Source organism: Pseudomonas sp. Au-Pse12 (assembly GCF_021341665.1).
GTDB lineage: Bacteria > Pseudomonadota > Gammaproteobacteria > Pseudomonadales > Pseudomonadaceae > Aquipseudomonas.
In genome coordinates, this window is record NZ_JAJTTH010000001.1 from 738,675 (window position 1) to 751,927 (window position 13,253).

The window sequence follows — 13,253 nt, forward strand, 5'->3', positions numbered from 1 at the left end:
CTTGCGACTCGATAACAGCCGCTCACCCCGTCACGGCCTGATAGACAACCCGGTGTGCCTCGGTCGGCAGCGGCACTTCCCACTTGAACAGCATGCGGCGGATATCATCGTTGCGCAGTGAGGTGTCGCGCTTCTGGTTGCGCCGCATGATCTCGTCCTCGGGGCGCTCCAGGTAAAGAATCTCCACCTGCGCGCCATAACCGTAGAGCAAGTCCAGGGTGCGGTTGCGCATCTGCGCCGACAGGTGCGTCGAGTTCCACACAAAGGGTTTGTGTTCGCGCAACAAGGCCTTGGCCCGGTCGATGGCATAGTGCGCAGCGGCGCCCTCGTTCTGTCCGTGGCGCAGGCCCAGGGCCTGGCGCGCGTCGTCGAACGACACCACCGGCAGGTCCGGGTAATGCTGTGCGGTCCAGGTGTCCTTGCCGCTAGCCGGCAGGCCCGAGAGCATCACCACCGACGAACCTTGCGGCGCGTGCAACGGGTAGTCGGGGTGTACCCGGGCGCCACGCAGGTACTGGATGCGCGTGTAGTCGTCGACAAAGGCTCGCGGCCCGTGCAGGCAGCCCTCCTCCTCCGCCAGTTCACGCCACAGTTCGATGTCGCTCAGCACATCGGCCTTGCCGACGTAATCGCGGCCCTGCATATCGGCTTCGGCCACGGCACAGAGCATCCACAGCGGCAGTTCCCAGGACAGTTTGTGCAACAGGAATTCAGCGCTGCGGCCGCTGCGATCCCCTTGCAGGGCGAAGAATGGCACCTGGTGCACGGCGATGATGCGGCAGATCTGCTCGCGCAGCTCGAAAGGCACGCCGGCGCGCCACAACAGCAACCGCGCATCCACCGCACCCCGGCGCGAGTGGCCTGGCTGGCCAATACGCCCGGTATCCGGGTCGATCACCGTGGTGTCGGGTTTGGCGATGTCGTGCAACAGGGCGGCGAAAAACAGCACAAAGCGCTGCTCGACGCTGGCCTGCTGGTAGGCGGTTTGCGCCAGCAAGGCTTCGACCACCCGGCGGGTGTGAATCCACACATCACCCTCGGCGTGGTAGGTCGGGTCTTGCGGTGTGTCGGCCAGGCGCGTCAGGGCCGGAATGGCCGCCAGGCAGGCGGCGGCGTCCATCTCGCGCCCCGGCTCGGGAACCAGTTGTTGCAGTTGTCGAAAATCCATATCGGAAGGCTCCTTCAGTAGCCGTGGCGTGGGCCCTGCCAGTCCATGGACAGGCGCGGCGCATAGAGGTCGACGCCGTCGGCCAGTTGATTGGGGATGAAGGGTTGGTTGGCATGATGCTGGTCGGCATCGAGGATGGCCTGAACGAAGTCCTGGCGTACCCACTTGAGCCGCCCGAGGGTCTGCTGCTCGTCCTCGAGCTTCAGGTACAGGCCTTCCATGCGGCTGGAACGGTCGCACTGGCGCCAGGCCCGGGCCAGGTCGAGGCCTTCGCGGCGCACCACCTGTTCGAACACCTCGCGCCAGCGCTCGCTCTTGGCCAGTGAATCGTTAACCAGCGCCATCAGCTCGGCGTGCCGACGCGGCGCCGGGCCTTCGTACAGCACCGGCACCGACAGCACCGGCCCACCCTCGAGCAGGCAGCGGCGCGCCGCGGTGGAAAGAAACAGCCCTGTGGCGCGGTCCCACACATCGAACTCGCAGAAGTAATGTGGCAAGCGGTCGTAGAACACCGAGTGCTTCTTGTGCAGCCATTCGCCATACAGCACGAAGCGATCTTCCAGGCGCTCCAGCAACCAGTGCTCGTGGGCCGAGGCCCACTGCTTGAACAGATTGAACTGGCGTTCGCGACCGCCGCCGGTGAGGTAGTGCCCCCGGGACTGCAGGCGCAACTCACCGCCGGCGGTAAAGCTGATGCCGGCGTTGGCGCCATCGAGTTTTTCTTCCACCACCAGCCACTGCCCGGCCAGGGCGGCATAGCGCACCTGGCCAGTGTCAGTGTCGCCCTCCTGCAGGCGCGAGCCTTGCAGGTGGGGCGTGCGGGGGTATTTGAGCAGTTCCAGGTTGTGCGCGGTGGCACGAGTGTCCATGTGCATGGGTTTGTCCTCGAAAATAGAGAAAAACCAACGACAGGATCAGGCAGGCATGGCAATGAAGCGCCGCCGCGCGCAGGCGCGGGCAGCCATCAGGCAGGATGGACCGTCGTCGGTATCAGGCGTGTTGGCTGGCGTAGGGCACTGGCTTCACCACTTGGAGAAAAGGTTGCAGAGGCTTCAGGGCGCGCATTCAACAGCAGATAGCGGCATCAGGTCAAGCCCCGGGACGGTAAAGCTCCAGCGGCCCTGTTTGCGCGCAACACCCGAGCTTTTGTCATGAAAAAAACCGCCTGCTGCTCATAGGGTGCTGCACGTCATAACCTCGATAAGGAATCGATCATGAAACTTTCAAGCGTGCTGATGGCTGGCGTCATCGGCCTGGCCCTTGCCCCTTTGGCCCAGGCCTCGTCCACGGCTGATCACGAAGAAAAAGCCCAGTTGCGCAAGCTCTTCTGCGAGTCGAAGGGCGGCGCCGACATCACCGCGCTGGGTGAGCTGAAGAAGTCTGACGACGTCGGCGCCGTGGTGGTGTGCAAGCTCCCGCCGTCCCCCACCACGGTGGTGGAAAACCAGGCGGCATCGAGCCTTGCCGCGCTGCCACTGACGCCTGTCACGGCAACGCTTGCGCCACCGTCCGGGGTCTACAAGCTCGCCCCGGGAGCCAGCAGCGTCAACACCTCCTGTTCGGCCAACCTGGCCATCGCCAAATGGGCCGGCTTGCCCAATACCAGCAACGGCAACGCCACCTTGAACTGCCGCGGATACAATGCCGGCGCAGCGGGCGGCACGCTGGGCTGCAAGATCGAATGGACCGGGCCGACCCAGGTCGCCATCGGGGTCACCCCTTACGGCGGCCAGGTGGCGGTGAACTTCAGTTGCCAGGCCCTGTACTTCGGTTCCGTCGGCACGGTGATGGATTTCAGCTACGCCGATCCGACTTATCCGCGCATCCGCTACGGCTCGGTCCAGGCCACCAGCAGCATGACCATCACCCAGTGATGCCATGCCGGCTCCGCTGAGCTTCGATCAAGCGCCGGCAGGGCCGCTCCCTGCCGGCCCCGCCCTCGCCTCATGGCTTGCCGCGCATGCTGTTGCGCCATATGCGGTAGGTCCTGATCCCCGAGCGCACCGAACCGAACAGCAACTGGCTGTCCGTTTCCCGAGTCATTCCCGAGCGCTCCAGCATCGCCAGGAAAGTGCCGCGGGCACGGGCGATCGCAAAGTAGATGCCTTGGGCGGCCAGGGTCTCGCGGATTTCCCGCAGCACCGCGATGCCGCTGACATCGATATCGGTCACCGCCTCGGCGTCGAACAGCACCACCTCGGCTTCGCTCTCGCGCTGCACGGTGTCGAGCAGGCGCATCTTGAAGTAGTCGGCGTTGAAGAACAGGATCGCGTCGTCGAAGCGATACACCACCAGGCCGGGAACAGTCTGCGCTTGCGGGTACTGCCTGATATCCACCTGGCCTTCGATGCCCGGCATCCAGCCCAGCACCGCGTCGGTGGGTTGGTAGATGCTGTACAGCAGGCGCAGGATGGCCAGGGTCACGGCGAACATGATGCCCGGCAGCACGCCCAGGCCCAGCACGCTGACGGTGGTCAGCAGGCACAGCCAGAACTCGAAGCGGCTGAGCCGGTAGATTTGCTTCAGGGACTTGACGTCGAGCAAGCCCCAGCCCGCCATCAACAGCACCGCGCCCAGGGCCGGTTGCGGAATCCACGCCATGGGCGCGGTGAAAAACAGCAGAATCAGCGCGATCGCCAGCGCGGCGATGATGCCCACCAGCTGGCTCTTGCCTCCGGCCATGTCATTGACCGCGGTACGCGAATCCGCGCCGCTGATGGCAAAGCCCTGGGAGGCGCCGGCGGCCAGGTTGCTCAGGCCCAGGGCGATGAACTCATGGTTGGCGTTGATTGCGTAGCCATGGCGCGCGGCGAAACTGCGGGCAGTGAGCATGGCGCTGCAGAAACTCACGGTGGCGATACCCAGCGCGTCGCGCAGCAGGCTCTTGCTTTCCTCCAGGGTGGTCTTGGGCCAGGACAACTCGGGAATCCCCGCCGGCACATGGCCGAGGATCGCCACCCCAAAGCGGTCGAAGCCGAATAACCCGGCCAGCAAGGTGAACAGCGCCACCGTCAGCAGCGCTGCCGGCAGCCGCGGGTAGCGTCGCGGCAGCCAGATCAAGAGGCCCAGGCTGGCCAGGCCGATGGCCAGGGTCAGGCCATGGATTTCCCCCAGGCGCTGGAGGAAATCCGCCAGCCCCAGAATGAAGCCATCGCCTTCGATCTTGAAGCCCACCACCTTGCCCATCTGCCCGGCGATCAGGCTCAGACCGATGCCGTTGAGGTAGCCGATGAGGATCGGCCGCGAGAAGAAGCTGGCGATAAAACCCGCCCGGGCGATCCCGGCGGCGATCAGCATCAGGCCCACCAGCACCGTGACAATCATCGACAATTCGACGGTACGCTGCAGATCGCCCATGGCCAAAGGCGCCACGGCCCCGCCGAGCATGGCGCAAGTGGCGGCATCGGGGCCGACCATCAGCTGCCGCGAGCTGCCGATCAAGGCATAGACGATCATCGGCAGCACACAGGCGTACAACCCGTACTGCGGCGGCAGGCCGACAATCTGCGCATAGGCGATGGCAATCGGGATCTGGATAGCCGCCACGGACAACCCGGCCCGCAGGTCGGCGCGAAACCATTCGCGGCGGTAGTGCAACAAGTTGGACAGGCCAGATAGGCAGCGGGATAACGACATGCCGAGTCCTTTCGAAGTAGTGCGTTCTGTTTTTGGGCCGCGTTCTGGCGGCCCTCTTGTTTAGCCAGGCGACGCGGGGGCGCGTATTCAAGCGAATCGAGCCACTGATCGCCATGAGCTGGAGCAGCTTTTGCGTCGATCGCGGGGGTTCTGTACTTTCACAAGTAATTTCCCCAACCCCTAGGTATGCTCCGCGCATATTGCCGATCACTGACACCGGGATGCCAGCCCAAGCCTCTGTTGCCAAGCCTCTGCTGCCAAGGCACCGCTCATGGAGCCGTATCCTCAAGGACGTTTGAACGATGAGTACCCCCGCGCTGGACATCACCAGCCTCACGCCATTGCCCTACCACCAGCAGGTGGTCGATTACCTGAAAACCAGTGAACCTGCGGTGTGGGCCTGGGCCTCGTCCCTGGGCGTTCAGCAGGAACACGCCCAGGATGTGCGCGCGCAACTGCTGCGAGACACCTATCGCCTGAGCCCGGAGACTCACCCGCAGGCCTATCAGGCCTGTGAGACGGCGTTGCAGCGCTTGCAGATCCAGGCCCCCGCGACCCTCTACCAGGCCGGCGATGGCAGCATGAACGCCAGCCTGTATTACCTGGCCGGTGAAGTGCATGTGGTGTTCTACGGGCCGATCCTTGAACGGCTCGACGCCCAGGAGCTGCTGGCGTTGCTGGGGCACGAACTGGCTCATTACCGCTTGTGGTCGGAGGACGAGGGTGACTACCTCACCGCCGAGCGGATTCTCAATCACGCAATGGCCGACGTGTACACGCCTCCCAGCCTGGAACAGACCGCGCGTCTATACAGCCTGCACACCGAAATCTACGCCGATCGCGGGGCGGCGCTGGCGGCGGGCAGCCCGGAAGCCTCCATCACCTCGCTGGTCAAGGTCCACACCGGGATTCTCAGCGTCGATGCCGCCAGCTATCTGCAGCAGGCCCGTGAACTGGACGGCAAGGACGCGCCGCTGTCCCAGGGCGTTTCCCACCCGGAGACGTTTCTGCGCTCCCAAGCGGTGGAAAGCTGGTGGCGGCAGCTCCCAGAGACCGACGACTGGCTGCACCGCCGTTTGCGCGGGCCCTTGTCGCTCAACCGCCTGGACGTGACCGACCAGATCGAGTTGACCGCCCTCACCCGCGGCTTTATCGCCCGTTTTATCGGCAACGCGGTGTTGCAGTCCGAGGCGGTGCTCAATCAGGTGCGCGGCTTCTTTCCCGACTGGAAAGCCCAGGAAACACCGCTGGATCTCGGCACGCTGAAGCCTGAGCGCATCGACGCGAGCATCCACGAATACCTGCACTTCATCATGCTCGACCTGTGCCTGGTCGACCGCGACCTGCGGGATGAAGCCCTGCTGCATGCCGCGCGCACGGCGAAGCAGCTCGGCAGCGCCGACGACTTCATCAACGTGCTCAAGCGCGATATCAAATTCCCCAAACGTGAGCTCGACCCCATCGTTCGTGCGCTCAAGGCGGAGGTCGACACATGGACCCAATAACTCAACCGCTGAACTTCGCCCAATTGCTGCAGAGCCACGATGGCGCCGCCGTGCCCATCGACGATGTGCTGTTCCTGGCCCTGCCGCTGCTGCGTCAGGTGGCGCAACTGCATGAACTGGGGCATGTCGCCCAGCTCAGTTACCTGGATGTGGTGCTAGGGCCGGAACGCACCCTGCAACTGCGCCACCCCGAGGGCCAGTCGCCGCGCCTGGCACTGGAGGCGATCAAGCAGGTGCAGCCCAATCCAGAGTCGGCGCTGAATATCGTCGGCAAGGTCCGCCTGACCCGAGACTCGGAAACCGGCGTGGCCATCACCGACCTGCAAGTCCAGGAAGACCCGCACCAGGCCATCGACCACCCGGTGTTCCTGACGGACTTGCACAGTTGGGAACATCGGCTCGGCCATCACGACGAAATCAGCGATATCTTCCAGCTCGGCCAATTGCTGGCGTGCCTGGCCTGCGGCCTGGATTTTGCCGACATCAACGACCTCAAGTCGTTCGCTGCGCACCGGCGCAACCTGTTCCAGCTCAATGGCCGGCTCAACCCGGTGCTGGCCAATGTGATTGTCGAAATGACCGAGCTTAACCGCCATGAGCGCGCCACCGATGTTGGCTCGCTGGCGCGGCGCCTGGAGTCCTGGCGCGAGCAGCCGGCCAGCCTGGATGTCGAGCGGGTGCTGGCCCAGGCCGAAGGTCCGGCGTCGCGGCGCACCGTGGTGCTGGAGCATCTGCGCAACCGGCTGTTCGACCTGTCGCGGCGCAATCGCCTGCTGTACTTCCGCCCGACCCAGGCCAGCGTCAACTTGACCGTGGCCAGCGTGCCGCTGGTGATGCGCATTGAAAGCATCCGCCCCGAAGCGTTGTGCACCTGGCAGCCGAGCTTCGGCGGTTTCTCCGAGCAGGTACTTAGCGGCAAGCCCGTTGGCCTGCAGCAATGGCTGCGCTTTGAAGACCAGACCTGGCTGCAGGCGTCGCTGGAACGCCTGATCCAGGAAACCCGTCGCGATCGCGCCGAGTTCGGCTTCAGCAACCTGCGCCTGGTGGTGGCCTTCATGCATTGGCACAACCTCAAGGACACGCCGGAGGAACGCATCGTCACCCCGCTGCTGTGGCTGCCCGTGGAGCTGAGCCGCAAAAAGGGCGTGCGCGACCAGTTCATGCTGCAGTGCGATGAAACCGAGGCCGAATTCAACCCGGTGCTGCGTCACCAGTTGCGCCAGCTCTACGACATTCAATTGCCGGAAACCGTCGATCTGCAGAATACCTCCGTGGAACACATCCACGCCGAGATTGCCCGACAGATCAAGCTGACCGAGCCCGGCGTCGAACTGCGCCTGCAAAGCAAACCGCAAATCGAGCTGATCCACCAGAAGGCGGTGCAGCATCTGCACCACTTCCAGCGTCGCCGGGCCCGGCAGCGCTCGGTCATGCCCCTGGTGAAACCGGATTTCAGCTACGACCGCGAAGAATACCGCCCACTGGGCCTGCAACTGTTCCAGCAAAGGGTGCTGCCCAGCGAGCTGCCGCTGCGCCTCGCGATCGGCGCCAAACCCTCGCTGCGCACCCAGCATCCGCAAATGGTTGCCAGCAGCAACGAAAACAGCACGTTCGCCATGCCCGAGAATCAGGGGCATCGCTACGCCTGGGACATCGACCTGACCCAGGTGACCCTGGCCAACTTCAACTATCGCAAGATGTCGCTGGTACGCGACTACGCGCAGCTGATCGACGAACCGGCCCAGAACCAGGCGTTTGACCGGATGTTCTCCATCGAGCCGCGGGACGTCGACGTCCAGGCCCCGGACCCGATCCCGTTGCCCGAGCAATGGAACGTGGTGGCCGGCGACGCGACACAGAATGCCGCCGTCAGCCTGGCTCGCACCGGGCGCAACTTCATCATTCAGGGGCCGCCGGGCACCGGCAAATCCCAGACCATCACCAACCTGATCGCCGACTACGCCGGGCGCGGCCTGCGGGTGCTGTTTGTCTGCGAGAAGCGCGCGGCGCTGGATGTGGTTTTCCATCGCCTGCAACAGAGTGAGCTGGGCGAATTGTGCTGCCTGATTCACGACTCCCAGACCGACAAGAAAGCCTTCGTGGGCAATCTGCGCGAGTGTTATGAACGCTGGATTGCCGGCGATGACCAGACGCCGCAGTTGCAAGCCCGACGCGACGCCGCGCTCGCCACCCTGAGCCAGCAGTTGGGCCTGATCGAGCGTTTTGAACAGGCCATGGCCGGGGTGCCGGAGCCCCTGGCCTGCTCCGTGCGTGAGCTGGTACGCCAGCTGATCGAGCTGCCAGCCGCCGCACAGCTGCCCCCCGAAGCCCTGGAGCGCTTGCCCGAATGGCGCCACTGGCAGGCCCAGAGTGAGCTGACCGGGCGCTTGTATCAGGCCGTCCATGAGCGCTTTGGCCTCGACAGTTTTGCCCGTCACCCTTTCAGCCACCTGGGCGCAAGCCTGGTCACCCACGAACATGCCTATGGCCAGCTCAAGGCATTCCTGGATGAAGCCAGCGCACTGATGGACAGCGTCGAGTCGTTCCTTGAATCCTCCTCGAGCCTGTTGTCCAGCGACACCGGCCTGACGGACGCGCAGGTACTGACTCAGGCGGCCGAACAGATGACCAGCGCCAACCTGGGGTCGCATCTGGACCTGCTGGAGCCCGGCTCAACGGGCTCCCAGGCACTGCACGCCGAACAGGCGGCGTTACAGACGCTGACCGTGCAACAGCACAACGCCCGTGAAGCCACCCGCCATTGGCGCGACAAGCTCGCGCCCCAGGACACCCAGGCCGCCCAGGACCTGGCGCAACGGCTGGAAGCCTCGCCGCTGCGTTGGCTGCAACCGTCCTGGTGGCGGCTGCGCGGCGAATTGCAACGGCGCTACGACTTCAGCCAGCACGCCATCCGCCCCAGCTACCGCAGCGTGCTCGACAACCTGGCCGGCGAACACCGCGCCACCGCCGAACTGCAAGCCGAGCAGCAACGCCTGCAAGGTCGCTACGGCGTCCAGGACATCGACCGGTTCGTGCAGAACCTGCAGGCCCTGCTCCAGCAATTGAGCGCCTCGGCCTTGTTGCGCCAATGGCTCGAAAGCCTGCGCGGCCAGCCGGACGCCCTGCCCGGCGTAACCCGGGAAGCCAGCCTGCGCCAGCCCGTGGCGCGCCTGAGCGAGCTGCTGGCGCAACACTGTGTGTTCGAAACGGCGCCGAGCCTGGGCCAGTTGGCCGAATACCTGCGCGACCTGCGCGAAGAACTCGACGAGCTGCCTGACACCCTGCCCCTACTCAATGAGCTGCACCAAGCCGACTCCGTCTGCCTGTTGGCGGTGCAACAACACGCCCTGCCGCAGCGTGCGCTGGATGCCTTGATCGCCCAGGAAAACCTGACCCGCCTGTATCGCGCCAACCCGTCACTGGCCCGCTTCGACGGCCCGGCCTTGAGCCTGGCGGCCCATCAGGTCAGCCAGGCCGAAAGCAGCCTGCTCAAGCACAACGCCCATGTGCTCAGCGCCACCCTGCACCAGCGCTTTCTGCAGCATGTGAAGCAGTCGGCCATGTCGGTGACCCAGTTGGACGCCCAGGCCCGTGAGTTCAAGAAGGTCTATGCCAAGGGCCGTCGCGAACTGGAGCATGAGCTGGGCAAGACCATGCGCTATCGCTCCATCCGCGAAATGGCCAGCGGCGACAGTGGCCGGGTGATCAACGACCTCAAGCCGATCTGGCTGATGAGCCCGCTGTCGGTATCGGACACCCTGCCACTGACCCCGGACCTGTTCGACGTGGTGATTTTCGACGAAGCCAGCCAGATCCCCAGCGAAGAAGCCGTGCCGGCCTTGAGCCGTGCGCAGCAGGTGATCGTGGTGGGTGACGAGATGCAGTTGCCACCGACCAACTTCTTTTCCAGTGCCGGCGACCAGGACGATAACGAACTGATCGCCATGGAAGACGGCGAACAGATTGCAATCAACCTCGATGCCGACAGCCTGCTGAGCCAGGCCGCGCGCAATTTGCCGGCGACCCTGCTGGCCTGGCACTACCGCAGCCGCCATGAGGCGTTGATCAGCTTCTCCAACGCGGCGTTCTATGAAGGGCGGCTGATTACCATCCCCGACCGTCGTATCGAGCGCCCTGCCCCGGCCCATGCCGCCCTGGAGTCCACCGATGCCCAGGCGGTAACGCTGGGCGCCGACACGCTGCTCGATAGCCCGATCAGCTTCTTGAAGATGAGCGATGGCGTCTACCTAAGCCGCAGCAACCTGGCCGAAGCGCGCTACATCGCCCACCTGGTGCGTGAACTGCTGCAACGCGAAACCGGGCTGAGCCTGGGCATCGTGGCCTTCTCCGAAGCCCAGCAAGGCGCCATCGAGCAGGCCCTGGAAGACTTGGCCGCCAGCGACTCGGCGTTTGCCACGCGCCTTGAGCATGAGTACGTACGTGAAGACGCCGGGCAGTTCAATGGCCTGTTCGTCAAGAACCTGGAGAACGTCCAGGGTGATGAACGCGATGTGATCATCCTGAGCATCTGCTATGCGCCGGGGCCGAACGGCAAGATGCTGATGAATTTCGGCCCGATCAACCAGCGCGGCGGAGAAAAACGCCTGAATGTGATCTTCAGCCGCGCGCGCAAGCGCATGGCCATCGTCTCCAGCATCGAAGCGCAAGCCATCACCAACACCCACAACGACGGCGCCGCGGCGCTGCGCGCGTTCCTGCAGTTCGCCCAGGCCAGCGCCAGCGGGGACGCACCGCGCTCCCAGGGAATTCTGGCCAACCTCAACCCGGGCGCCAAGCAGTCCTTTGCCGTCAGCCTGCCCAGGGACAGCCTGCGCGCGGCCCTCGCCGCCGCGCTGCGCAAGCGCGGGCATACGGTCCAGGAATACGTCGGACGCTCGCAGTTCCGCTGCGACCTGGCGATCAGTGATGCCAATGGCGAACAGTTCAGCCTCGGTGTGCTGCTGGACGGTGACACGGCTGCCGCGGCCAATGTGCGTGAGCGATACATCTTCCGCCCGACCGTGCTGCGCAGTTTCGGCTGGAAGATCATCGACGTGCTCAGCCATGACTGGCTGCGCGCCCCGGAAGACGTGCTGAACCGCATCGAAGCACTGCTACGGGGTGAAGAAGCGCCGCTGCTGCCAGAACCTGAACCGCCAGAACCAGTTGAAGCGCAAACCGTTGAAGTTGAAGCGCCGCCCAGCACCGAGGCCCTGCCCTTGATGCGCGAGTTCACCTTTGGCGAAGGCAACTCCAACAAATTCTGGCGTATCGGCGTCACGGACGCGGAAGTGATGGTGAATTTCGGCCGCATCGGCACCAAGGGCCAGACCCTGATCAAGTCCCTGGACAGCCCCGAACGCGCCTCGCGCGAAGCGCAAAAGCTGATCGCGGAGAAACTGCGCAAGGGCTATCAGGAACAGGCGCCTTCAATCACCAGCGGCTGAGTCCAAGCCGGTCAGGGCGGTCAACCTGGGCGCCGTCGGGCGGCCCAGGCACCGCCCGCGTTGCTGGCGGCGGTCTCGACAGACGACTTGGCCGCGACCAGGCAGGCCCATGCCTCCTCAATAAACCCAGCGCCGCTTCCGACACCACAACGTTGTTGGCTTCCAGCATGCGCGCCAACCTGTCAAACGCTCTCAACAGGGTAGTCTGCAGACGGAATATCATCCCAAGCATATTTCAGAATGCTTCGTGGGAGCCGGACACCGGGTATTTACTACATTGTGGCTTCAGGCTCAGCATAAGCACGCTCAGGGATACGATGGAAACCACAAAGTAAGGGTTCGTCAAACCATTAGCCGTAACCAAAAGGATTATCGCCAGCGGCACGCAGGTCACTCCGATGGCCAAGAACATCAGTAACAGAGGAATCAGCACGAGAATCCCGTAGACCACTACTGAGTAGGTAAAAGAGTTGAACCAGATTCCCGCGGCGATTTTCGGGTCGGCCAAATCCTTCAACGCCTCGTAGCTCGGAAAGAAGAGGTTTTCACTACCTATGAACACCCGAGTGAACGGTTCTACCACGCGAATGGACAAACTGCCCCCGCCCTCCAGGGTTTCCATGACCCGGTCGGGCAGAATCGGAACCACTCCAGACAGAACCAAACTAGCGAAGACCAGTCCGATTGGCAGGAGAATTACTAAACTGCGCGGGCTGAGAAAACGTATCAGCGACAGCGCGATAAAGATGAAACCCAGGGAGGATGTCGATAGCACGATTGCCGCGCTGAACAGCCCCCACAGCCAGTAGCGCTTGCAGGCCGCCGTATAGATCACTGCAGGCGCAACGAAAGTCGCAAAGTAACTTGGCTCCTTGAACAAACCACCGCTGCGGAAACCCTGGGTAGCGATATCCAATCCCAGTACCGAGTTCGGCTGGATATCCAGCGGCGTATCGATATAGGCGAAAACCACTCCGAACAGGTGATAAGCCACAACTTGAACGATCAGCAGGACCGAGAAAATTATCGAGAGCCTCAGATAGCCGCTGATCAGGGGGGCGGAAAAGTCAGGCCGTCGGCATAACGCCAGGAAAATGAAAAAAGACGATATGTACAATGCCATCCTAGCCAGGATGAAAATACCATCCGGATAGTGACTCATATAAAAGAATATAGAGACGCAGGACTGGGCAATGATCGAAAACAGACCGAGCAAGCAGAAAATATCGATCTTGCGCAGTGACAAGACTCCAATGAGCAAGCAGAAGAAAACTGCCAGGTCGCCGATGGAGAATTTTCCGACCCCGTTCAGGTTTGCTAGAATCGGGGCCAGCAGGAAACAGAGGCAGAATAGCTTACCTAAAAAACCGCTTCTGACGACGGGGCGTTGCAGTCCTGAGTCAGCCACACGCATTAAAACTCCTTGGTGCCTCTCGCTTCCGAGGGGTATGTAAAAATCGCTCTGACAGAGCCACGCAGGTGGTAACAGTCTGCTGC

At 63.3% G+C, this 13,253-nt stretch carries 7 protein-coding genes; 3 read left to right on the forward strand and 4 right to left on the reverse strand.

What is annotated here, in order from left to right:
• Window positions 1-22 precede the first annotated feature (22 nt).
• A complete protein-coding gene (locus LXM55_RS03285) occupies window positions 23-1,168 on the reverse strand; it encodes an AAA family ATPase (RefSeq protein WP_233318525.1) in 1,146 nt (381 codons plus the stop codon).
• 14 nt (window positions 1,169-1,182) lie between these two features.
• Complete coding sequence (locus LXM55_RS03290; protein ID WP_233318527.1) at window positions 1,183-2,043, reverse strand: RNA ligase family protein; 861 nt, start codon at window positions 2,041-2,043, stop codon at window positions 1,183-1,185.
• A gap of 339 nt (window positions 2,044-2,382) precedes the next feature.
• Here LXM55_RS03290 and LXM55_RS03295 point away from each other — a divergent pair, with 339 nt between their 5' ends.
• The gene (locus LXM55_RS03295; RefSeq protein WP_233318529.1) at window positions 2,383-3,042 is read left to right on the forward strand and encodes a hypothetical protein; all 660 of its coding nucleotides are present in this window, start codon (window positions 2,383-2,385) and stop codon (window positions 3,040-3,042) included.
• A gap of 70 nt (window positions 3,043-3,112) precedes the next feature.
• Here LXM55_RS03295 and LXM55_RS03300 read toward each other — a convergent pair whose 3' ends face one another.
• Entirely contained in the window at window positions 3,113-4,804 is a 1,692-nt protein-coding gene (locus tag LXM55_RS03300) for a SulP family inorganic anion transporter (RefSeq protein WP_233318531.1), read from the reverse strand.
• A gap of 302 nt (window positions 4,805-5,106) precedes the next feature.
• Here LXM55_RS03300 and LXM55_RS03305 point away from each other — a divergent pair, with 302 nt between their 5' ends.
• Window positions 5,107-6,309 carry a M48 family metalloprotease gene (locus LXM55_RS03305; protein WP_233318533.1) on the forward strand — a complete coding sequence of 401 codons (1,203 nt, stop codon included), beginning with the start codon at window positions 5,107-5,109 and terminating at the stop codon, window positions 6,307-6,309.
• A complete protein-coding gene (locus tag LXM55_RS03310; protein ID WP_233318535.1) occupies window positions 6,297-11,756 on the forward strand; it encodes a WGR domain-containing protein in 5,460 nt (1,819 codons plus the stop codon). The genes LXM55_RS03305 and LXM55_RS03310 overlap by 13 nt, the downstream gene beginning before the upstream one ends.
• 235 nt (window positions 11,757-11,991) lie before the next feature.
• Here the strand turns inward: LXM55_RS03310 and LXM55_RS03315 are convergent, their stop codons facing one another.
• Window positions 11,992-13,170 (reverse strand): hypothetical protein, encoded by a 1,179-nt coding sequence (locus LXM55_RS03315; protein ID WP_233318538.1) that lies wholly within the window; start codon window positions 13,168-13,170, stop codon window positions 11,992-11,994.
• Between the last annotated feature and the right edge of the window lie 83 nt (window positions 13,171-13,253).

Excerpts from the sequence above, each read along its gene's own strand:
- LXM55_RS03315 (WP_233318538.1), bottom strand. The coding sequence starts at position 13,170 with ATGCGTGTGGCTGACTCAGGACTGCAACGCCCCGTCGTCAGAAGCGGT.
- LXM55_RS03305 (WP_233318533.1), top strand. The coding sequence starts at position 5,107 with ATGAGTACCCCCGCGCTGGACATCACCAGCCTCACGCCATTGCCCTAC.
- LXM55_RS03290 (WP_233318527.1), bottom strand. The coding sequence starts at position 2,043 with ATGCACATGGACACTCGTGCCACCGCGCACAACCTGGAACTGCTCAAA.
- LXM55_RS03285 (WP_233318525.1), bottom strand. The coding sequence starts at position 1,168 with ATGGATTTTCGACAACTGCAACAACTGGTTCCCGAGCCGGGGCGCGAG.
- LXM55_RS03310 (WP_233318535.1), top strand. The coding sequence starts at position 6,297 with ATGGACCCAATAACTCAACCGCTGAACTTCGCCCAATTGCTGCAGAGC.
- LXM55_RS03300 (WP_233318531.1), bottom strand. The coding sequence starts at position 4,804 with ATGTCGTTATCCCGCTGCCTATCTGGCCTGTCCAACTTGTTGCACTAC.
- LXM55_RS03295 (WP_233318529.1), top strand. The coding sequence starts at position 2,383 with ATGAAACTTTCAAGCGTGCTGATGGCTGGCGTCATCGGCCTGGCCCTT.